The 22,798-nt window shown below is 62.9% G+C and carries 14 protein-coding genes; 9 read left to right on the forward strand and 5 right to left on the reverse strand.

Annotated elements, in window-relative coordinates; all coding sequences use genetic code 11:
- Positions 1-417: 417 nt before the first annotated feature.
- The 3 genes from EGJ27_RS01760 to EGJ27_RS01770 all read right to left on the reverse strand — a co-directional run bounded on the left by EGJ27_RS01760 (position 418) and on the right by EGJ27_RS01770 (position 2,844).
- Entirely contained in the window at positions 418-1,317 is a 900-nt protein-coding gene (locus EGJ27_RS01760; RefSeq protein WP_125828992.1) for a hydroxymethylglutaryl-CoA lyase, read from the reverse strand.
- A gap of 14 nt (positions 1,318-1,331) precedes the next feature.
- Complete coding sequence (locus tag EGJ27_RS01765; RefSeq protein WP_125828993.1) at positions 1,332-1,724, reverse strand: MerR family DNA-binding transcriptional regulator; 393 nt, start codon at positions 1,722-1,724, stop codon at positions 1,332-1,334.
- A 184-nt stretch (positions 1,725-1,908) separates the two neighbouring features.
- Entirely contained in the window at positions 1,909-2,844 is a 936-nt protein-coding gene (locus tag EGJ27_RS01770) for a LysR family transcriptional regulator (protein ID WP_125828994.1), read from the reverse strand.
- A 172-nt stretch (positions 2,845-3,016) separates the two neighbouring features.
- Here EGJ27_RS01770 and EGJ27_RS01775 point away from each other — a divergent pair, with 172 nt between their 5' ends.
- Positions 3,017-4,222 (forward strand): acyl-CoA dehydrogenase, encoded by a 1,206-nt coding sequence (locus EGJ27_RS01775; RefSeq protein ID WP_125828995.1) that lies wholly within the window; start codon positions 3,017-3,019, stop codon positions 4,220-4,222.
- Positions 4,223-4,340: 118 nt separating this feature from the next.
- Here EGJ27_RS01775 and EGJ27_RS01780 read toward each other — a convergent pair whose 3' ends face one another.
- Both EGJ27_RS01780 and xthA read right to left on the reverse strand, forming a co-directional pair.
- Complete coding sequence (locus EGJ27_RS01780) at positions 4,341-5,684, reverse strand: substrate-binding domain-containing protein (protein ID WP_125828996.1); 1,344 nt, start codon at positions 5,682-5,684, stop codon at positions 4,341-4,343.
- Positions 5,685-5,809: 125 nt separating this feature from the next.
- On the reverse strand, positions 5,810-6,622 hold the full coding sequence (xthA, locus tag EGJ27_RS01785; RefSeq protein ID WP_125828997.1) for an exodeoxyribonuclease III: 813 nt from the start codon (positions 6,620-6,622) through the stop codon (positions 5,810-5,812).
- 225 nt (positions 6,623-6,847) lie between these two features.
- Here xthA and EGJ27_RS01790 point away from each other — a divergent pair, with 225 nt between their 5' ends.
- The 8 genes from EGJ27_RS01790 (at position 6,848) to EGJ27_RS01825 (ending at position 22,708) form a co-directional block, all read left to right on the forward strand.
- Entirely contained in the window at positions 6,848-7,498 is a 651-nt protein-coding gene (locus EGJ27_RS01790) for a GNAT family N-acetyltransferase (RefSeq protein WP_125828998.1), read from the forward strand.
- Between the two features lie 67 nt (positions 7,499-7,565).
- Entirely contained in the window at positions 7,566-9,293 is a 1,728-nt protein-coding gene (locus EGJ27_RS01795) for an autotransporter assembly complex family protein (RefSeq protein WP_125828999.1), read from the forward strand.
- 5 nt (positions 9,294-9,298) lie between these two features.
- The gene (locus EGJ27_RS01800; protein WP_177522926.1) at positions 9,299-12,982 is read left to right on the forward strand and encodes a translocation/assembly module TamB domain-containing protein; all 3,684 of its coding nucleotides are present in this window, start codon (positions 9,299-9,301) and stop codon (positions 12,980-12,982) included.
- A gap of 98 nt (positions 12,983-13,080) precedes the next feature.
- Positions 13,081-13,581, forward strand: coding sequence for a thiol peroxidase (gene tpx / locus EGJ27_RS01805; protein ID WP_125829001.1), 501 nt, complete (start codon positions 13,081-13,083; stop codon positions 13,579-13,581).
- 154 nt (positions 13,582-13,735) lie between these two features.
- A complete protein-coding gene (locus EGJ27_RS01810) occupies positions 13,736-15,040 on the forward strand; it encodes an MdtA/MuxA family multidrug efflux RND transporter periplasmic adaptor subunit (RefSeq protein WP_125829002.1) in 1,305 nt (434 codons plus the stop codon).
- Positions 15,037-18,144, forward strand: coding sequence for an MdtB/MuxB family multidrug efflux RND transporter permease subunit (locus EGJ27_RS01815; RefSeq protein WP_125829003.1), 3,108 nt, complete (start codon positions 15,037-15,039; stop codon positions 18,142-18,144). Before EGJ27_RS01810 ends, EGJ27_RS01815 begins: the two co-directional genes overlap by 4 nt.
- Positions 18,141-21,245: a multidrug efflux RND transporter permease subunit gene (locus EGJ27_RS01820; protein ID WP_125829004.1), complete on the forward strand. Its 3,105-nt coding sequence runs from the start codon at positions 18,141-18,143 to the stop codon at positions 21,243-21,245. Before EGJ27_RS01815 ends, EGJ27_RS01820 begins: the two co-directional genes overlap by 4 nt.
- Entirely contained in the window at positions 21,242-22,708 is a 1,467-nt protein-coding gene (locus tag EGJ27_RS01825) for an efflux transporter outer membrane subunit (RefSeq protein WP_125829005.1), read from the forward strand. The genes EGJ27_RS01820 and EGJ27_RS01825 overlap by 4 nt, the downstream gene beginning before the upstream one ends.
- The last annotated feature ends 90 nt before the right edge of the window (positions 22,709-22,798 follow it).

The raw sequence follows: 22,798 nt of genomic DNA on the forward strand, positions 1-22,798 counted from the left end.
GCGCTGACCGCTTTCGTCACTTCAGCCGATTCGGGCGCTACCTCACGGTAGTTTTATTGTTCTCTGCCCGGCTGCGAAACCCTTGCTCGGCAAGTGCTTCGGGAAAGCCATCTTCTTCAAAAAAATCTGTTAGCTGCGTCTCTGTGCGTGTTGTTCTTGTTGTGTCAGAGCCGATACATGTTGTTTTTATTGGATGCTGCTGGTTTTTATTGTTGTTATGCCTGAGAGATAGCAGGAGCCGTGCCAGTTTTATAAAAGCCTTACAGAACAGAATGTTAGGGGTTTTCAGTCAGCGGCTCCGGCGGGCGCTCGTGCAGATGTGTTCCCGAGATACCCGATTGCATCGCTTCAGTGACGCGCAGGGTAACACCCCTGCGGCAGTATGTCGCACTGCTGGCGTATCCTGCCCGACCAGCGTCACCCGGTCTGGCGGGCAAGGGCCACTTTCGACTGATTGGCGCGCTGCATGACGGTGCAGATGCGCTGGCCCGCGTCAATGACGCGATCCAGGTCCACCCCCGTGACGATGCCCAGGCCACTGAGCATGTACAACACGTCTTCGGTGGCGACGTTGCCGCTGGCGCCCTTGGCGTAAGGGCAGCCCCCGAGGCCGGCGACCGAACTGTCGAACACGCTGATTCCTTCCTGCAGGCTGGCGTAGATGTTGACCAGCGCCTGCCCGTAGGTATCGTGGAAATGCCCGGCAAGCCGGCTGCGCGGGATCTGTCCGGCGACGATATCGAGCAATACACGGGTCGCCGAAGGGGTGCCGACGCCGATGGTATCGCCCAGTGAAACTTCGTAGCAGCCCATGGCGATCAGCTCGTTGGCCACCGCCGCCACCTGATGCGCCGACACCGTGCCCTCGTAAGGGCAACCCAGCACGCAGGACACATAGCCTCGAACCCGCACGCCTTGCCGGGCGGCGGCGTCCATGATCGGCACGAAGCGTTCCAGGCTTTCGCTGATGGAACAATTGATATTGCGTTCGGAAAACGCCTGGGAGGCCGCCGCAAACACCGCCACTTCCGTGGCACCGGCCTGCATGGCCTCTTCGAAGCCCCGCAGGTTGGGGGTAAGGGCCGAATAGACCACGTCCCTGCGCCGTTCGATCCGGGAAAATACCTCGGCGCTCCCGGCCATCTGCGGCACCCACCGGGCAGACACGAAACTGCCGGCCTCGATCCGCGTGAGACCCGCCGCGGCCAGGTCATCGACCAGCCGCACCTTGTCTTCGATGGAGAGGGGGCGTGCTTCGTTTTGCAGGCCGTCGCGGGGTCCGACTTCAACCAGATGCACGAATTGGGGCAGGGGCATGGCAATCGATCCGGTCAGTGGGCGGGTGCGCAGGTCCTGCCAAGCGCGGCGTGGCAGCGCTCCTCGGCGGTGTCCAGCTCCAGTTGCATCTGCTGGATATCCAGCAGCTGCTGCTCCAGTTGTAGGCGGCGCTCGGCGATCTTGCCCAGCATGCTGTCCAATTGTTTCCGATTGCCTTCCGTCGGGTCGTACAGTTCGATCAGCTCCCGACACTCGGCCAGGGAAAAACCGATGCGCTTGCCACGCAGGATAAGCCTGAGCGTCACTTTATCCTTGGCTGAATAGACTCGCTCCAGCCCTCGACGCTGAGGGCTGAGCATGCCTTGCTCTTCATAGAAGCGGATGGCCCGGGTGGTAATGTCCAGCTCCCGGGCAAGGTCTGAAATGCTGTAGGTCGGGGTGCTCATGGCGGGCAATGACTCGGCGTAAAAGGATGCCCTACGCTACGGCGCGCTTTACGTAAACGTCAAGCGGCAAGGAGCCGAATCGCCGCAGGCGCCAGGCACGGCTAGAAATCACTTTAACTTCTGCTGCTCATTCAGTAATGACTTAATTAACAATAAATTCGATATAAATCAATAGCCTGCTGGATCAAGCTAATGTGACTTCTTCTGCCGGTTCGTGCGCAGTGACGCGCTGACACAGCTCGATCAACTGCTCGCGCATCCAGCGGTTGGCCGGATCCTGATCGGTGCTTTCGTGCCAGTACAGATGGGTTTCCACGGACGGCACGTCACTGACCGGCAGGTAGACGTGGTGCAGGTCATTGCGCCGGGCGAAGCGCTCCGGCACGGTCATGACCATGTCAGTCTGCTGCAACACCTGGGTAGCCATGAGGTAGTGCTGGGAGCGCAGGGCGATCTTGCGCTGGATGCCCATCTTGCCCAGCGACAGGTCCACATGCCCCAGTCCGCTGCGACGGCTGGAAATATGAATGTGCGCCTGGGCCAGGTAATCATCCAGGCGCAACACCTCCTTGCCGGCCAGTGGATGGCCCTTGCGCATGGCGCACACGTAGCGGTCTTCCATCAACTTCACATGACGGACCTGGGGGTCGGTATTGAGCGGCGCATCGACTGCGAAATCCAGACGGCCGGCGGCCAGTTCCTTGGTGGTTTCGCGACGCTTGGACAGGAAGCTCTCGATGGTCACCCCCGGCGCCAGCCGTTTCAGGCGCTGGAACAGCACCGGCAGGATCACCGCCTCGGTCAGGTCGGTCATGCTGATCCGGTAATTCTTGCTGGCCTTGATCGGGTTGAAGATCCGACTCTCCTGCACCGAAACCCGCAGCAGCGACAGCGCATTGCGCACCGGCCCGATGATGTTCTGGGCCATGGGCGTGGGCACCATGCCTTGTGCGGTTCTGACGAATAACGGGTCGTTGAAGGTCTCGCGCAAGCGCGCCAGGGCGTTGGAGACGGCGGGCTGGGTAATGCCGATGATCTGCCCGGCGCGGGTGAGGTTGGCTTCGGTATAGATGGCGTCGAAGACAATGAATAGATTGAGATCAACCTTGCTCAGGTTCATTGGTGGGGCGCCTCGTACTGTTCTTGTGGGTCGCTGCTTATGCCGCAGCGTGGGGTGGATCATATATCGGTTATGAATGTTTATACACGCGGAGAATAGGTTAGATAAATATCTGCGCCTTCCTTAGCATCGTGTCATGACCTCGATGGCCTCAATGAGAAGGTAGCTGCTCATGGAATTTGCGTACTCCCCGAAAGTGCAGGACTTGTGTGAGCGTGTGACCGCATTCATGGATCACCACGTCTATCCCGCCGAGCCGGTGTTCGAACGCCAGGTCGCCGAGGGCGACCGCTGGCAGCCCACCGCGATCATGGAACAGCTCAAGGCACAGGCGCAGGCGCAAGGGCTGTGGAACCTGTTCCTGCCGGACTCCGAACGAGGCGCGGGCCTGAGCAATCTGGAGTACGCGCCACTGGCGGAAATCATGGGCCGCTCCCTGCTCGGCCCTGAGCCCTTCAACTGCTCTGCGCCTGACACCGGCAACATGGAGGTGCTGGTGCGCTACGGCAGCGAGGCGCAGAAGCAGCAGTGGCTGGAACCGTTGCTGCGCGGCGAGATCCGCTCGGCATTCGCCATGACCGAACCGCAGGTGGCCTCCTCGGATGCGACCAACATGGCGGCGTGCGCCGAGCGCGACGGCGACCATTGGGTCATCAATGGTCGCAAATGGTGGACCTCCGGCGCCTGCGACCCGCGCTGCAAGCTGCTGATCTTCATGGGCCTGACCAGCCCGGACGGGCCGCGTCACCAGCAGCATTCGATGATTCTGGTGCCCCGCGACACGCCGGGCGTGACCATCCTTCGGCCGCTGCCGGTATTCGGCTACGACGACGCACCCCATGGCCATGCCGAAGTGTTGTTCGAGAATGTCCGGGTGCCCTACGACAACGTGCTGTTGGGCGAGGGCCGCGGCTTCGAGATTGCTCAGGGTCGCCTGGGGCCGGGCCGTATCCACCACTGCATGCGTTCGATCGGCATGGCCGAGCGGGCACTGGAGCTGATGTGCCGCCGCGCCATCGACCGTGTGGCGTTCGGCAAGCCATTGGCGCGACTGGGCGGCAATATCGACCTGATCGCCGATTCGCGCATGGAAATCGACATGGCCAGGTTACTGACCCTCAAAGCCGCGTACATGATGGACACCGTGGGCAACAAAGTGGCCAGAAGCGAAATCGCGCAGATCAAGGTGGTGGCACCGAACGTGGCCCTGAAAGTGATCGACCGGGCGATCCAGATGCATGGCGGCGCCGGCGTGTCCGGTGACTTTCCGCTGGCCTACATGTACGCCATGCAGCGCACCCTGCGCCTGGCAGACGGCCCCGACGAGGTGCACCGCGCTGCGGTCGGCAAGTTTGAAATCGGTAAATACATGCGCTGATTCTGCGCACATCCTGTAGCAGCCACCCTGGTGGCGAAAAGGCGGGCACATCCGGTGCTCTTGCATCTTCCGCGATCCGGTCTTCGCCACCAGGGTCGCTGCCGAGGGAGATAGCGCGCTACTGCACCCACACCTCGACCCGACGGTTCTTGATCCGCCCATCGTCGGCCTCGTTGGTCGCCACCGGCATTTCGTCGCCCAGGCCAAGAATTTCGTGCAGGGTGACGCCGCTTTTCTGCAGTTCACGTCGAACGGCCATGGCTCTCAGACGTGACAGCAAGGTGGCCCGGGCGGCGTCGCTCTTGGCGTCGCCGAAGCCCACCAGCGTTACCCGTTGGTTTAGCTTTTCATTGGCCTTGAGGTAGTCGACCACCCGCTTGAGGTCCAGCTGGGCCTTGTTGTCCAGCCTGGCACTGCCCTGGGCGAAGCGGAAATTCACCGACAGGCGCTGCGCCTCGCGGCTCAGGGCCTGATAGTCGCCCGGCATCCGGGCGCTGGGCTGAACCTTGACCGCCTCGACGGTCTGGGCCACGAATCCGTTGCGCGCCACGATCGCCTGGCCTTCAGGGCTCTGGGCAAAATGCGCGAATGCCTCGGCCCAGCGATGGTGGGCCAACGGCGGCACATACAGATACAGCCGGCGAGACAGTGGATAGTCCTCGGTGGCGATCAGGTCGACCGTGGGGCGCATGGGCTTGGACTCGCCATCCGCCACCGCCAGAGCCTTGGCCTGCCGCACGTAAGGCAGCCCGATAAAACCGATCCCGTTGCGGTCACGGCTGATCTCGTCCGACAGTTGCTCGCCGGACTCGAAGCGCCTGGCGTGGGCGGCCATGCTTGCCCCGTGCTTGGTCAGCACCAGGTCCTTGAACGTCTCGTAGGTGCCGGACTGTTCATCACGGGCGTAAAGATGGATGGCACCCGCGCCGCCACCCACTTCCTGCCAGTCGCGCACATGGCCGGAGAAAATGCGCGCCAGTTGTCGGGTATCCAGCTGCCGCAACGGATTGTCGGGGTGGACGATCACGGCTACGCCGTCGATGGCAATCACCTGTTCAGCGGCGGGGCTTTGCAGGTCGCCAAGGCGGGCCAGGTCAGCGGCTTCCTGGGCCTTGATCGGGCGCGAGGCGGCGGCAATGTCGGCGTGACCACTCCTGAGGGCAGTGAATCCGGTGCCTGAGCCGTGGGCGGCGATTTCCACCGTCAGCTGTTGGCCGGCCGCTGCGGTGCCCACCACCCGCACTTCATTGGGCACGGCACCGGGCAGCGTCCTGACACCCTGCAAGCCCTGCCGGCGCATCAGGCCTTCGACCAGCGCAGGCCCGAGCCGGGCGTTGATGGTGTTGGAACCCTGGATACGCAGCACGGCGGTGTCGCCAACCGGCATCGGCAAGGCCGCGTAAGCCGGGACGGGCAGGGCGACAGCGCAGATGCCCAGCACCAGAAACATAGCGCGCAGCATCTGCGTCACCTTGAATGACTGAAAGTGCCGGGAGAATAAGTCAGAAAGGTTGCTGCAATATGACGGTTGATCCACTGCCCGTTGCCCGTCAGTGTCCACCGGCAGGCACTGGGCAGTCGGTTCGGTCAGGTCAGTTCGAGCCAGATCGGCGCGTGATCGGACGGTTTTTCCATGGCGCGCAGGTCGTAATCCACGCCGGCAGCCTTGATTCTGGGTTGCAGACCGGTGGAGGCCATGATCAGGTCGATACGCAGGCCGCGCTTGGGTTGATCCTCGAAACCACGGCTGCGGTAGTCGAACCAGCTGAAACGGTCGACCACTTCCGGGTGCAGGTGCCGGAAGCTGTCCACCAGCCCCCAGTTCTTGAGGCGCTCCATCCACTCCCGCTCTTCGGGCAGGAAGCTGCATTTGCCGGTTTTCAGCCAGCGCTTGGCGTTGTCGGGGCCAATGCCGATATCGCTGTCCTGGGGTGAAATGTTCACGTCGCCCATGACGATCAGTGGCTGGTCGTTGCTGAACCGGGTTTCCAGCAAGGCCTGCAGGTCGCTGTAGAAGCGCTGTTTGGCCGGAAACTTGGTGGGATGGTCCCGGCTTTCCCCTTGCGGGAAGTAGCCGTTCATGATGGTGATTGGCTGGCCGTCGGCATCGGCGTAAGTGCCCCAGATGAAGCGCTTCTGGGATTCTTCGTCATCGCTGTCGAACCCCTTGTGCAACGCCAGGGGCATCTGCCGCGACAGCAAGGCCACGCCGTAATGACCTTTCTGACCGTGAAAATGAACGTGGTAGCCCAGGGCCTCGATTTCGGCCTGGGGGAACTGATCGTCCGAGACTTTGGTTTCCTGCAGTCCGATCACGTCCGGCTGATATTTGTCGATCAGCGCCGCCAGCTGATGCGGCCGGGCACGCAGACCGTTGATGTTGAACGAGATGATTTTCATGAAGCGGCAATCCTGAAACAAAGCAAAACGCGATGCTAGCCGACATGCCCGGTTACAGCCAGTGCACATTCGCCATCGTCATTGGACTGCTACGCTGGAAACGGGGCGCCGAATGCGGTGGAACTGTCGTCACATGCCATCACTCGAAACCTGTGCACGGTTGACGCCGTGCACTCAGGAAGCGCTGCCCAACGAGCAGTGCCATGAACGCGAGATCGAACCTCCATGACCCAAACCACCGCCATCGCGGCCGAAGTTCGCCAACTGGACAGCGGTTACTCGCGGGAGACCCGTTCCCTGCTGTTTCAGGCGTATCGCCATGAACCCAGTTTCGCCTGGCTGTTCAATTCCCAGCGTTCCGGTTACGAGCATCGGGTCCGGGCCACGATTCGCGAACTGGTCAAACAGCACTTTCTACAGGATCTGCCGGCCTTGGGGCTGTTCATCGACGACCGAATGGTCGCCGTCGCACTGATCGCGCCGCCGCAACGCCGCCTGGGCATCACGGAAAGCTGGGCGTGGCGGCTGCGCATGGTCATGAGCACCGGCCTGAGCTGCACCCGACGCTACCTGGAATACTACAACTCGGTGCTGGCCTGCCTGCCCACCAATGCGGTTCACGTGCTGCCATTGCTGGGCGTGCTTCCGGAATTCCAGGGTCATCATCTGGGCGAGCAGCTGCTTGAAGCGCTGCATGAATGGTGTGCGGTGGATGAGCATTCGGCAGGCGTCGTGCTCGACACGGGAAACCCCCACTATCTGGAGTTCTACAAACGACAGGGCTATGAGGAAATCGGCGAGGTGGCTGTAGGGCCTGTCCTGGAGCATGTGTTTTTCCATCCCAACCCTCAGGCTGTACAGCCGATCATGGCGTAAGGGTTTGAAAAATCGAGCCTTTGGCATGTTTCAGCAGCATGCTTTGATCGTGTTAGCATCCACGCCCATGAAGGTTTTCCAAGTTGTGAGCAGTAGCGCGCTGGTGTTGTCACTCAGTGCAACGGCCCTGGCCGAACCCCGTCTGGACGTAAGAGTCGACCCCGCGAACTCGGCCTTGAAAGCCAATGTCGAGGGTTATGTCGGTAGCCTGGGCGAGCGTGACGCCCAGGCGTTGCGGCAGTTCAGCCTGGGCGCCGAGGAGCAGGCGCAGAAGGCCGCCCAGGCGCTGGGCTATTATCAGGCGCAGGTCGACAGCGAGGTGGTCGACGGCCGTGATCCGCTGCTGGTGGTCAAGATCCGGCCCGGCGAGCCGGTGCGCTTGCGCACGGTGACCGTGCGCATCGATGGGCCGGCGGCCTCGATGAAAGCCTTCAAGGTGCCCAAGAGCGATGCGCTCAAACCGGGCGCCGCGCTCAACCACGGTCATTACGAGGACGCCAAGAGCCTGATCCAGAATCAGGCGTCCCGTTATGGATTCTTCAGCGGCCGCTTTACCCGTCAGCGTCTGGCGGTGGACCCGCGCGCCGGGGTCGCCGACATCGAACTGATCTACGACAGCGGCCCGCGCTATACGCTGGGGCAGGTGGCATTCAGCGGCGACACCCCCTTCGACGAAGACCTGCTCAGGCGCATGGTGCCGTTCAAGGAGAACACACCGTATGACTCCGAACTGATCGCCGAGCTGAACCAGGCCATGCAGGCCAGCGGTTATTTCGAAAGCATCCGGGTCGACGCAGCACCTACCGCCGCCGTGGGGCAGGTGATCCCGGTCAATGTCCAGTTGCATACCCGCAAGCCTCGCACCATGGGCCTGGGCCTGGGCTTTTCCACCGACGTGGGGCCGCGTGGCAAAGCCAACTGGACCCGGCACTGGGTCAACCCGCAAGGCCATAGCTGGGGACTGGAGTCGGAACTTTCCGCACCGCGTCAGAACGTCGGAATCTGGTACGACGTGCCCCTCGATCCGCCGTTGACCGACAAGCTGCGCTACGCCGGTGGTTATCAGTACGAAGAAATCGCCGGCACCGACAGCCTGAGCAAGCTGCTGACTGTCGGACCTGAATGGCACAGCCGTCTGCCCAGCGGTTGGGAACGGGTGATCTCCCTCAAATGGCAGCGTGAAGAGTACCGCTTGGGCGACGACTCGGGGCTGAGCACGCTGCTCATGCCCGGCATCAGCTATTCCTATTTACGTAGCGACAATCGCATCGACCCGCAAAATGGCTATCGCTTGCAGTTCGAAACCCAGGTCGCGGCCGAAGGCGCGCTGTCGGATGCCAACCTGCTGCGCGGCGATGCGCTGGTGAAAGGTTTGACGACCTTTGCCCAGAACCATCGACTGCTGGGTCGACTTCAAGTCGGCGGCAACTTTACCAACGGCTACAGCTCGATCCCGCCGTCGCTGCGCTTCTTCGCCGGCGGTGACCAGAGTGTCCGCGGCTACGATTACCAGACGCTTTCACCGACCAATTCCGACGGTGACCGCATCGGCGGCCGCTACATGGTGGCCGGTAGTGTCGAGTACCAGTACTCGGTGGCCGAGAAATGGCGCGTAGCGACCTTCGTCGATCAGGGCAACTCGTTCAACAGCCTGGACCTGCCCAGCCTCAAGACCGGTGTCGGCATCGGTGTGCGCTGGGTCTCACCGGTCGGCCCGTTGCGTCTGGACCTGGCACACCCCCTCGACGGCGACGGCGGTGTGCGCCTGCACTTTTCCATGGGGCCTGAACTGTGAACCGCTTGAAGCTCAAACGTGGCGCGCTCTGGACCCTGGCCGGCCTGGCCGCACTGTTGCTGGTGCTCGTCGCCGGCGTGGTGCTGATCTTCGGTACCCACGCCGGCAGCCGCTGGGCGCTGGGTCTGGTGCCGGGCGTACAGGTCGAACGGTTTGCCGGGCGTCTGGGCGGGAAATGGAGCGCTGATCGGGTCGTCTGGCAGCAAGGCCTCGACCGGGCAGAACTAGACGCGGCGGTGTTCGACTGGTCGCCGGGCTGTCTGTTGAAAATGACGCTGTGCATCAATCAGCTCCACGCAGGCCAGGTCCGCCTGGTGTTTCCACCCGGCGATCAGCCGGCCAGCCAAGGGCCGCTGGTCCTGCCGGATCTGCGACTGCCGCTCAAGCTGCAACTCCAGGACATTCAGATAGGCAGCCTGCAACTGGACGGTGTCGAGCAGCTTCGCGACCTGACGCTGGACGCGCACTGGACCGCCGAGGGCTTGCGGATCGACAAGGCGCATCTGCAACGCGACGAGCTGATCCTCGACCTCGCCGGTCTACTCCAGCCGGTCGGCAACTGGCCGCTGACCGCCAACGGCCAGCTGCAACTGCCCGCTCAGGACAATCAAGCCTGGACACTGGCGCTGGATATTCAGGGCGAGCTGCTGGAAACCCTGAAGTTGAAGGCTGACAGCAGCGGCTACCTGCACGGGCAGTTGTCCGGCGAGCTGCGGCCCCTGGCGGATAATCTGCCGGCGACCGTGACCCTGACCTCCGAGCGCTTCAAACCCAGTGCCGGGTTACCAGACACCTTGCAGCTGGAAAATCTGGTGCTCAACGCCACAGGCGATCTCGCCGCCGGCTACCAGATCCACGGCACGTCCAGCCTGCCTGCTGAGCAAGGGCCGATTGCTTTGGCGCTGAAAGGCCGGGTCGATGCCAATGGCGCGGACATCGCCGCGCTCGATCTGACCGCCAACGAGCGGCAGCGACTGGCGCTGACCGGCACCCTGGACTGGAAAACCGCTTTCAAGGCCGACGCCGGCATCGACTGGCAGGACTTTCCGTGGCAGCGGCTGTATCCGGTGACCAGCGAGCCATCCGTTACGCTGCGCGCCTTCAACGGCGAAGTCTCGTTCACCGACGGTCAGTACCTGGGACACTTCAATGGCAAGCTCGACGGTCCCGCCGGAGCGTTCAGCATTACCAGCCCGTTCAGCGGCGACCTGCAAAGCGTTTACCTGCCCCAACTGGAACTGGTTGCAGGGCAGGGCAAGGCCAGCGGCCACCTCAACCTGCAATTTGCCGACGGCATCGGCTGGGACACGGCACTGCAGCTAAGCGCACTCGATCCGTCCTACTGGGTCGCCGAGTTGCCCGGCACCCTGGCCGGTCCCCTGCACAGCAAAGGCCAACTGCGCAATGAGCGCTTGCAGCTCAACGCCGATCTGGACCTCAAGGGTCGGCTGCGCGGGCAGCCGGCGGTGATCAAGACCACCGCCGACGGCGCCGGTGGCAAATGGAACCTCACTGAGCTGAATGTCCGCCTGGGCGATAACCGCATTCAGGGCAAAGGCAGTTTGCAGCAGCAACTGACAGGGCAATTGGATCTCGACCTGCCGCGTCTCGCGCAGTTATGGCCGCGCCTGCAGGGGCGGGTCAAAGGCCGTCTGGACCTGGCCGGAACACTTCAGGCGCCGCAAGGGCAACTGGCGTTACAAGGCAGTCAGCTGGCGCTGGAAGCCAATCGCTTGCAAAGCCTGAATCTGTCGGCCCGGGTCGATCAGGCCCAGCGCGGCACGCTCTCGTTGACCGGTTCAGGCATTCAGACCGGCGATACCCAACTGGGCACACTCAGTGTCGACGGCCAGGGCACGCTCAAGGCCCAGCAACTCAAGCTGGATCTCAAGGGTCCGACGTTGAATCTGGCGCTGGCCCTGGACGGAACCCTGGACAAGGGCGACTGGCGCGGCCGACTGGCCGCAGGCAACGTGCAGGCCGGTGGTCAGGACTGGCGGCTGCAAGGCCCGGCCAGGCTGGAATACCTGGCAAACGGCCGTCTCGATTTTGGCGCTCATTGCTGGGTGTCCGGCGCCGCGAGCCTGTGCGGCGAGGATCAGCGGCTGATGCCCGAACCTCGCTTGCGCTACCACCTCAAGCACTTCCCGCTGGACAGCCTCGCACAATGGCTGCCCAAAGACCTGATGTGGAAGGGCGCGCTCAATGCCGATCTGCGCCTGGATGTACCGGCAGCCGGGCCGTCCGGGCAGATTTCCGTGGACGCCAGCGGCGGCGTGCTGCGCATCCGTGACGACAAGGACCAATGGCTGGACTTTCCCTACCAGGCACTAAAGCTCGACAGCACGCTGACTCCCAAGCGCATCGACACGCGCCTGGACTTCGACGGGGCAAGACTCGGCCGTTTGCTGGTCAATGCACGCATCGATCCGTTGACCAGGGACAAGGCCCTGACCGGCGATTTCAATCTGGCCGGACTGGACATTTCCGTGGCGCGGCCCTTCGCGCCGATGGTGCAAAAGCTCACCGGGCGCCTGAACGGCAACGGACGACTGTCCGGCGGTTTGCTGGCACCTCAGGTCAACGGCAGCGTCATCCTGGACGGCGGCGAAGTCTCCGGCCCGGAACTGCCGATGGAACTGCGGGATCTCAAGCTGCAGGCGCTGATTGCGGGTGAGAGCGTGCAGATCAAGGGCGGCTGGAAGAGTGGCGCGGCAGGCCGGGGTTCCTTGACCGGGCAAGTCAGCTGGGCGCAGGCGCTGCTGGTCGACCTGAATCTCAAGGGCTCGCAGTTACCGATCACGGTCGAGCCCTACGCGGCGGTGGAAGCGGCACCGGACCTGAAAATCAGCCTGCAGGGCGAGCGCCTGGCGGTGTCCGGCAAGGTGCGGATTCCCAAGGGGGCGATCACCGTTCGGGAGCTGCCGCCCTCGACGGTCAAGGTCTCCGAAGACACGGTGATCGTCGGTCAACAGACCGACGAGGGCGAGGCGCCCATGGCCGTGGGCATGGACATCGACGTCGAGGTGGGTGAAGAGCGTCTGGCCTTCACCGGTTTTGGCCTGACGGCCAACCTGGCCGGGCATTTCCACATTGGCGACAACCTCGACACCCGGGGTGAGCTGAATCTCAAGGACGGGCGTTACCGCGCCTATGGCCAGCGCCTGACCATCCGCCGGGCACGCCTGCTGTTCGCCGGCCCCATTTCACAGCCTTATCTGGACATCGAAGCCATCCGCCAGACCGACGACGTGATCGCCGGTATCCGTTTGAGCGGCAGCGCCGAGCAACCGACCACCCAGGTGTTTTCCGAGCCAGCAATGAGTCAGGAACAGGCGCTGTCGTACCTGGTGATGGGGCGTCCGCTGGGCGAATCCGGCGAGGATACCAACGTCGTCGCCCAGGCGGCCCTGGCGCTGGGCGTTGCGGGCAGCGCCTCGACCACCGGCAAGCTGGCCGACAACCTGGGCATCAAGGATTTTGAACTGGACACCTCCGGTACCGGTGACAAGACCAATGTGGTGGCCAGCGGCAAGATCACCGACAAGCTCAGCTTGCGTTATGGGGTAGGGGTCTTCGAGCCTGCCAATACCATCGCCCTGCGCTATCTGCTGAGCAAGCGGGTGTACCTGGAAGCGGCGAGCGGGATTGCCAGCTCGCTGGATATTTTCTACAAGCGCGATTTCTGATGCTCGAACGAGGCGATTTCGGCAGCCTGCGGTAGGTTACCGGTCGCTTTCATGGTTAACTTCCGATTCTTCTCTCTCTTATAAAAGGACTTGGTTTCATGGCTCAAGTGACTCTCAAAGGCGGCCCCGTTCAAATCGACGGCGAACTGCCGAAAACCGGTAGCGCAGCACCGGCTTTCACACTGGTAGGCGCCGGCCTGGCTGATGTCTCGCTGGCAGACCTTGCCGGCAAGCGCAAGGTGCTCAACATCTTCCCAAGCGTCGATACCCCAACCTGCGCCACCTCGGTGCGCAAGTTCAACGCCCAGGCCAACGACATCGACAACGCTGTAGTGCTGTGCATTTCCGCTGACCTGCCGTTCGCCCAGGCGCGCTTCTGCGGTTCCGAAGGTCTGGAAAACGTACAGAACCTGTCGGCTTTCCGCAGTGCCGATTTCGCCCGCAACTACGGTGTTGCCATTGCTGATGGTCCGCTCAAGGGCCTTACCGCCCGTGCCGTCGTGGTACTGGACGAGAACGACAACGTTCTGCACAGCGAGCTGGTCTCGGAGATCGCCCAGGAGCCGGACTACGACGCGGCCCTGGCCGTTCTGAAGTAAGAACCGCTGGTGTGACAACGGCCTGAACTCGTTCAGGCCGCTTTTTTTCTGCTGCCTCAACCGTTTAACGAAAGTAAGCGCTTGGTAAAGGCGCTTTGCTTGTCATGCATCTGTGCTTATTGTTCAGCCTTCTGAACAAGCCCCACACCCCGTAATGGTTGATTTATTCATGCAATCGTCTGGCCCCCGTAATTCTCGTCGCTGGTTGATCAGTCTTTTGGTCCTGTTGGCTATCGTCTGCCTGTGCTGGTGGCTCTGGCCCTCGTCGGCTGCCCAGAAGGGCGCGTCGTCCAGTGGCCAGGCGCGGGCGGGCGGCCCGGTACGACCAGGCTTCGGCGGTTCGGCCGCGGCCGTGCCAGTGCGCGTGGCGCCGGTGACCCAGGGCGACTTCCCGATCTACTACAAGGCGTTGGGCACGGTCACCGCGACCAACACGATCAATGTGCGCAGCCGCGTGGCGGGGGAGCTGGTCAAGCTGCATTTCCAGGAAGGCCAGATGGTCAAGGCCGGTGACCTGCTTGCCGAAATCGACCCGCGCAGCTACGAGGTTGCCCTGCAACAGGCCCAGGGCACCCTGGCGACCAATCAGGCGCTGCTCAAGAATGCCCAACTCGACGTGCAGCGCTACCGCGGCCTGTTCGCCGAGGACAGCATCGCCAAGCAGACCCTGGACACCGCTGAATCGCTGGTCAACCAGTACCAGGGCACGATCAAATCCAATCAGGCGGCCGTGGCGGAAGCCAGGCTGAACCTGGAGTTCACCCGCATTCGCGCCCCGATTGCCGGACGCGTCGGCCTCAAGCAGCTGGACGTCGGTAACCTGGTAGCCGCCAACGACACCACAGCACTGGTGGTGATTACCCAGACGCAACCGATCTCGGTCAATTTCACCCTGCCGGAGAAAGACCTGTCCGCCGTGCTGACCCGTTACCGTACCGGCGACAAACTGCCGGTCGAAGCCTGGGACCGGGGCGATGTGCAGATGCAGGCGACCGGTGTACTGGCCAGTCTCGACAACCAGATCGATGTCGCCACCGGCACCCTGAAATTCAAGGCGCGCTTCGAAAACCGCGATGAAGTCCTGTTTCCCAATCAGTTCGTCAATGTCCGCCTGCGCGCCGATACGCTGCGCCAGGCAGTACTGGTGCCTACCGCGGCCGTGCAGTTCGGCACCAACGGCACCTTCGTGTACGTGCTGGACGGCGACAAGAAAGTGAAGATCAACCTGCTCAAGACCGGGCCGAGCGACGAGCAATCGACGGTCATTACCGAAGGGCTTGCCGCCGGCGCCCGCGTGGTGCTGGAAGGCACCGACCGACTGCGCGATGGCGCGGAGGTCGAGGTGGTCAGCGACAGCAAGGATGTGCCGGCAGGTCCGGGTCAGCAGCTTCAGGGCGCGCCGGCCAAGGCCACCGATAAGTCGGCCATGGTCGACAAGGCGGAAAAGACTCGCGTATGAACATGTCACGCCTGTTCATCCTGCGTCCGGTCGCCACGACGCTCAGCATGCTGGCGATCGTCCTGGCCGGTCTGATCGCCTACACCTTGCTGCCGGTGTCTGCGCTGCCGCAGGTGGACTTTCCGACCATCCGGGTCATGACCCTGTATCCCGGCGCCAGCCCGCAGGTGATGACCAGCGCGGTCACCGCGCCGCTGGAACGCCAGTTCGGGCAAATGCCCGGTCTGACGCAAATGGCGTCCACCAGCTCTGGCGGCGCTTCGGTCATTACCTTGCGTTTCAGTCTCGACATCAATATGGACGTCGCCGAGCAGGAAGTGCAGGCCGCGATCAACGCCGCGACCAACCTGCTGCCCGATGACTTGCCGGCGCCGCCGGTCTACAACAAGGTCAACCCGGCCGACACACCGGTACTGACCCTGGCGATCACGTCCAAGACCATGCTGCTGCCGCAACTCAACGACCTGGTCGACACGCGCATGGCTCAGCGTATCTCGCAGATCAGTGGTGTGGGCATGGTCAGCATTGCCGGCGGTCAGCGCCAGGCGGTGCGAATCAAGGTCAACCCCCAGGCGCTGGCTGCCAACAGCCTGAACCTGTCCGACGTGCGCACGCTGGTCAGCGCGTCCAACGTCAACCAGCCCAAAGGCAACTTCGACGGCCCGACCCGGGTGTCGATGCTCGATGCCAACGACCAGCTCAAGTCGCCCGAGGAATACGCCAACCTGATCCTGGCTTACCAGAACGGCGCGCCGCTGCGCCTCAAGGACGTGGCGCAGATCGTCGACGGCGCCGAGAACGAGCGCCTCGCCGCCTGGGCCAACCGCAGCCAGGCCGTGTTGCTCAATATCCAGCGCCAGCCCGGCGCCAACGTCATCGATGTGGTGGACCGGATCAAGGCCATGCTGCCCGGTATCACCGACAACCTGCCGGCCGGCCTGGACGTGACGGTGCTCACCGACCGCACCCAGACCATCCGCGCTTCGGTCACCGACGTGCAGCACGAATTGCTGATCGCCATCGTCCTGGTGGTGCTGGTGACCTTCCTGTTCCTGCGCCGCCTGAGCGCCACCATCATTCCGTCCATCGCGGTTCCGCTGTCTTTGATCGGTACGTTCGGCGTCATGTACCTGGCCGGGTTTTCGATCAACAACCTGACGCTGATGGCACTGACCATTGCTACCGGGTTCGTGGTGGATGACGCCATTGTCATGCTGGAGAACATTTCCCGGCATATCGAAGAGGGCGAAACGCCGATGCAGGCGGCCCTCAAGGGCGCGAAGCAGATCGGCTTCACCCTGATTTCCCTGACCCTGTCGCTGATTGCCGTGCTAATCCCGCTGTTGTTCATGGCCGACGTGGTGGGGCGGTTGTTCCGCGAATTCGCCATCACCCTGGCGGTGGCGATCCTGATTTCCCTGGTGGTCTCCCTGACCCTGACGCCGATGATGTGCGCCCGGCTGCTCAAGCGTGAACCCAAGGAGCACGAGCAAGGCCGGTTCTATCGTGCCAGCGGCGCGTGGATCGACTGGATGATTGAGGTTTACGCCGGAAAATTGCGCTGGGTGCTCAAGCACCAGCCGTTGACGCTGCTGGTGGCCATCGGCACGCTGGCCCTGACCGTACTGCTGTACATGGCGGTGCCCAAGGGCTTCTTCCCGGTGCAGGACACCGGTGTGATTCAGGGCATCTCCGAGGCACCGCAATCGGTGTCGTTCGCCTCCATGAGCGAGCGTCAGCAATCGCTGGCCGACATCATCCTCAAAGACCCGGCCGTGTCGAGCCTGTCCTCTTATATCGGGGTGGATGGCGACAATGCCACGCTCAACAGCGGCCGCCTGCTGATCAACCTCAAGCCCCATGGCGAACGGGACCTGACCGCCACCCAGATCATCCAGCGCCTGCAGCCGCAACTGGACAAGCTGTCCGGGATCCGCCTGTTCATGCAGCCGGTCCAGGACCTTACCATCGAGGACCGAGTCAGCCGCACGCAATACCAGTTCAGCATGTCGTCGCCGGACGCCGAACTGCTCAGTCTGTGGAGCGGCAGGCTGGTCGACGCTCTGACCAGGCGCCCGGAACTGACCGATGTCGCCAGTGACCTGCAGGACAAGGGTCTGCAGGTCTATCTGGCCATCGACCGCGACGCCGCCAGCCGGGTAGGGGTGAGTGTCTCGAATATCACCGACGCACTGTACGACGCCTTCGGCCAGCGGCAGATTTCCACCATCTACACCCAGGCCAGTCAGTACCGGGTGGTGTTGCAGGCCGATTCGGCCAGTGAACTGGGCCCGCAGGCGCTGGAACAGATCCACGTCAAGACCACCGACGGCGCGCAGGTCAAGCTGTCCAGCCTGGCGCGTGTCGAGCAGCGCCAGGCGCAGCTGGCGATTGCCCATATCGGCCAGTTTCCGGCGGTGATGATGTCGTTCAACCTGGCGCCGGACGTGGCCTTGGGCGAGGCGGTCAAGATTATCGAGCAGGTGCAGAAGGATATCGGCATGCCGCTGGGGGTGCAGACCCGGTTCCAGGGTGCCGCCGAAGCCTTCCAGGCGTCGCTGTCCAGTACGCTGCTGCTGATTCTGGCGGCGGTGGTCACCATGTACATCGTGCTAGGCGTGCTGTACGAGAGTTACATCCACCCGATCACCATTCTTTCGACCTTGCCGTCAGCCGCAGTCGGTGCGCTGCTGGCGTTGATGATCAGCGGCAACGACCTGGGCATGATCGCGATCATCGGTATCATTCTGCTGATCGGCATCGTCAAGAAGAACGCGATCATGATGATCGACTTCGCCCTGGATGCCGAACGCAATCGCGGCATCGATCCGGAAACGGCGATCTATGAAGCGGCGCTGCTGCGGTTCCGGCCGATCCTGATGACCACCCTGGCGGCGCTGTTCGGCGCGATCCCACTGATGCTCGCCACCGGTTCCGGCGCCGAACTGCGCCAGCCGTTGGGCCTGGTAATGGTCGGCGGCCTGCTGGTCAGCCAGATTCTGACGCTGTTTACTACACCGGTTATTTACCTGTACTTCGACCGGCTGGGCCGTCGCTGGGGTCGCAAACCCGACACCGCACGCCTGGAGCAGGCTGACGCATGAACCTGTCGGCCCCTTTTATCAGTCGCCCGGTCGCCACCGTCCTGCTGAGCCTGGCGATCATGCTGCTGGGCGCCATGAGCTTTCGCCTGCTGCCCGTGGCCCCGCTGCCGAACATGGATTTCCCGGTCATCGTGGTGTCGGCGAGTCTGCCGGGGGCGAGTCCGGAAATCATGGCCTCCAGCGTCGCCACGCCGCTGGAGCGGTCGCTGGGCACCATCGCCGGCATCAGCAGCATGTCGAGCAATTCCAGTCAGGGCTCGACCCGGGTCATCCTGCAATTCGACCTGGACCGTGACATCAACGGGGCGGCCCGGGAAGTGCAGGCCGCCATCAATGCGTCGCGCAACCTCTTGCCCAGCGGGATGCGCAGCATGCCGACCTACAAGAAGGTCAACCCGTCCCAGGCGCCGATCATGGTTCTGGCACTGACCTCCGACGTGCTGGAGAAGGGCCAGTTGTATGATCTGGCCTCGACCATTCTGTCCCAGAGCCTGTCTCAGGTGACCGGGGTCGGGGAAGTGCAGATCGGCGGCAGCTCGCTGCCCGCGGTGCGCATCGAGCTGGAGCCGCACATGCTGGACCAGTACGGCGTGGCGCTGGACGATGTGCGTACGGCGATCGCCAACACCAACGTGCGCCGGCCCAAAGGCTCGGTGGAAAACGCCGAGCACAACTGGCAGGTGCAAGCCAACGACCAGCTGGAAAAGGCGGTAGATTACGCGCCGCTGATCATTCGCTACCAGGACGGCGCGACCTTGCGCCTGCGCGACGTAGCCACGGTCAGCGACGAGGTGGAGAACCGTTACAACAGCGGCTTTTTCAACGACCGCGCCGCCGTGCTGCTGGTCATCAACCGCCAGGCCGGTGCCAACATCATCGAAACCGTGGCGCAGATCAAGCAACAGCTGCCGGCGTTGCAGGCAGTGCTGCCGGCCAGCGTCAGGCTGGACCTGGCCATGGACCGCTCACCGGTGATCACGGCGACACTTCACGAGGCGGAAATGACCTTGCTGATTGCCGTGGTGCTGGTGGTCATGGTGGTGTTTCTGTTCCTGGGCAACTTTCGCGCCTCGCTGATCCCCACGCTGGCGGTGCCGGTGTCGCTGGTCGGGACCTTCGCGATCATGTACCTGTGCGGTTTTTCCCTGAACAATCTGTCGCTCATGGCGCTGATCCTGGCCACAGGGCTGGTGGTGGACGATGCCATCGTGGTACTGGAAAACATCTCGCGGCACATCGATGAAGGGGTCGATCCGCTGACCGCAGCCTATCGCGGTTCCAAGGAAGTGGGCTTCACGCTGCTGTCGATGAACGTCTCGCTGGTGGCGGTGTTCATCTCGATCCTGTTCATGGGCGGGCTGGTGGAAAGTCTGTTCCGCGAGTTTTCCATCACGCTGTCGGTGGCCATCATCGTTTCTCTGGTGGTCTCGCTGACCCTGACGCCGATGCTCTGTGCCCGCTGGCTCAAGCCCCATACCGGCGAGCAGAACGCTTTCCAGCGCTGGAGCCAGCGAGTCAACGAACGCATGGTCGCAGGTTACGACCGCTCGCTGGGCTGGGTCTTGCGCCACCCGCGCCTGACCCTGCTGAGTTTGTTGGTCACCATCGTGGTCAACGTCGCGTTGTATGTGGTGGTGCCCAAGACGTTCCTGCCGCAGCAGGATACCGGGCAGTTGATGGGCTTTGTGCGCGGCGACGACGGCCTGTCGTTCAAGGTCATGCAGCCCAAGATGGAGATCTTTCGCCGCGCCGTGCTGGCCGATCCTGCCGTGGAGAGTATCGCCGGTTTCATTGGCGGCAACGGCGGGACCAACAATGCTTTCATGATCGTGCGTCTCAAGCCGATCAGCGAACGCAAGCTGGACGCCACCCAGGTGGTCGAGCGCCTGCGCAAGAACATGCCGCAAGTGCCGGGCGGCCGCCTGTTCCTGGCGCCTGACCAGGACCTGCAACTGGGCGGTGGCCGCGAGCAGACCAGCTCGCAATACCAGTACATTCTGCAAAGCGGTGACCTGACCCAATTGCGCGAGTGGTACCCCAAGGTGGTGAACGCACTCAAGGCGCTGCCGCAACTGACCGCCATCGACGCCCGCGAAGGTCGCGGCGCCCAGCAGGTCACGCTGGTGGTGGACCGTGACGCGGCCAAGCGCCTGGGCATCGACATGAACATGGTGACCACCGTGCTCAACAATGCCTATAGCCAACGCCAGGTGTCGACCATCTACGACACGCTCAACCAATATCAGGTGGTGATGGAGGTCAATCCCAAGTACGCCCAGGACCCGGTGACCTTGCAGCAGGTCCAGGTGATTACCTCTGACGGCAATCGGGTGCCGCTGTCGAGCATCGCTCGTTACGAGCGCAGCCTGGAGAACGACCGGGTGTCCCACGATGGGCAGTTCGCATCCGAAGATATCTCGTTCGACCTGGCCGAAGGCGTGACGCTGGATCAGGCAACGGTGGCCATCGAACGGGCCGTCGCAGCCCTGGGCCTGCCCTCGGAGGTCATCGCCAAGATGGCCGGCACCGCCAGCGCCTTCGCCTCGACCCAGAAAAGCCAGCCGTGGATGATTCTCGGGGCGCTGCTGGCGGTCTATCTGGTGCTGGGCATCCTGTATGAAAGCTACATTCACCCGCTGACCATCCTGTCGACCCTGCCGTCGGCGGGCGTAGGGGCCTTGTTGACGATCTACGTGCTGGGCAGCGAGTTCAGCCTGATCTCGCTGTTGGGCCTGTTCCTGCTGATCGGCGTGGTGAAGAAAAACGCCATCATGATGATCGACCTGGCGCTGCATCTGGAACGCGAGAACGGCCTGACGCCGCAGGAATCGATTCGCAGCGCCTGCCTGCAGCGTCTGCGGCCGATTCTGATGACCACCATGGCCGCGATTCTCGGCGCCTTGCCGCTGTTGCTCAGCACCGCCGAAGGTGCCGAAATGCGCACGCCGCTGGGCCTGACCATCATCGGCGGCCTGGTCTTCAGCCAGATTCTGACGCTTTACACCACACCTGTGGTTTACCTTTATCTCGACCGTGCGCGCCATCGTTTCAATCACTGGCGCGGCGTGCGTACCGATGCTGCTCTGGAAAACCCGCTATGACCGATCGCCTGACTGTTCCCACCCACTTCACTCGCTGGGCACGTCCCATCGGGCTGGGCCTTGTCGTGCTGCTCAGTGCCTGTGCCGTCGGCCCGGACTACCACACCCCGGACATGACGACGCCGGCCAGCTTCAAGGCGGCCGAAGGCTGGCGCCAGGCCACGCCCAGCGATGCGGTAGCGCGCGGTGCCTGGTGGGAGATCTACAACGACGCCCAGCTCAACGCCCTGGTGGAACGTCTCAACACGTCCAACCAGACCGTTGCCCAGTATGAAGCCCAGTATCGCCAGGCCCGCGCTCTGGTACGCAGCTCCCGCGCCGCCTTCCTGCCGACCCTGGACCTGACGACCGGCAAGACCCGGTCCAGCCAGGGCACCGGCAGCAGCAGTTCTAGCCTGAGCAACAACAGCAGCGGCATCCGCGATACCTACAATGCGCAACTGGGCGTGAGTTGGGAGGCCGACGTGTGGGGCAAGCTGCGCCGCGGCCTGGAAGCCGATACCGCCAGTGCCCAGGCGAGTCTGGCCGACCTGGCCGCCATGCAATTGAGCCTGCAATCGGAACTGGTGCAGAACTACTTGCAGTTGCGGGTCATCGACGAGCAGAAGCGCCTGCTCGAGGCTACGGTCGAGGCTTATCGGCGCTCCCTGACCATGACTCAGAACCAGTACCGCGCCGGTATTTCCGGACGCGAAGCCGTGGCCCAGGCCCAGACCCAGCTCAAAAGCACCGAGGCCGACCTGATCGACCTGGCCTGGCAGCGGGCGCAGTTCGAAAATGCCATTGCCGTGCTGATGGGCATGGCCCCGGCCGAATTCAATCTGGCAGCGACCAATTCAGTGCCGGCGCTGCCGCAGATCCCGGTCGGCATTCCTTCGCAGTTACTGGAGCGTCGCCCGGACATCGCCGCCGCCGAGCGCAGCGTCATGGCCGCCAATGCCAACATCGGCGTGGCCAAGGCTGCGTACTACCCCGACTTCACCTTGAGCCTCAGCGGCGGCTACAGCAGCAGCACCTTCGCCAACTGGATCAGCCTGCCGAACCGGTTCTGGTCGGTCGGCCCGCAACTGGCCTTGACCCTGTTCGACGGCGGCAGTCGCTCCGCGGAGCTGGAACGCACCGAGGCCGTTTACGACCAGACGGTCGCTCAGTATCGCCAGACCGTTCTCGACGGTTTCCAGGAAGTGGAAAACTACATGGTCCAGTTGCAGGTGTATGAGCAGGAAGCGTCGGTGCGCCAGGAAGCGCTGGAGGCGGCCCGCGAGTCGCTGCGCCTGACCAGCAATCAGTACAAGGCCGGCTTGATCGCCTATCTGGATGTGGTCAATGTTCAGGCCACAGCCTTGAGCAACGAGCGCAGCGTGTTGAATGTGCTGCAAAGCCGCCTGATCGCCAGCGTTCAGCTGATGGCGGCACTGGGCGGCGGTTGGGACATCGAGCAGGGCCTGACACTCAAGGACTGAAACAGTCCACCGCACAGCTCCCCGAGGTCAGGCACGTACCGTCCGCCATTTATTTATGGCTCAACGCCATATTTGTGAGGCCGTCGCAGA

This window comes from Pseudomonas sp. v388 (assembly GCF_003935425.1).
Classification (GTDB): Bacteria; Pseudomonadota; Gammaproteobacteria; order Pseudomonadales; family Pseudomonadaceae; genus Aquipseudomonas.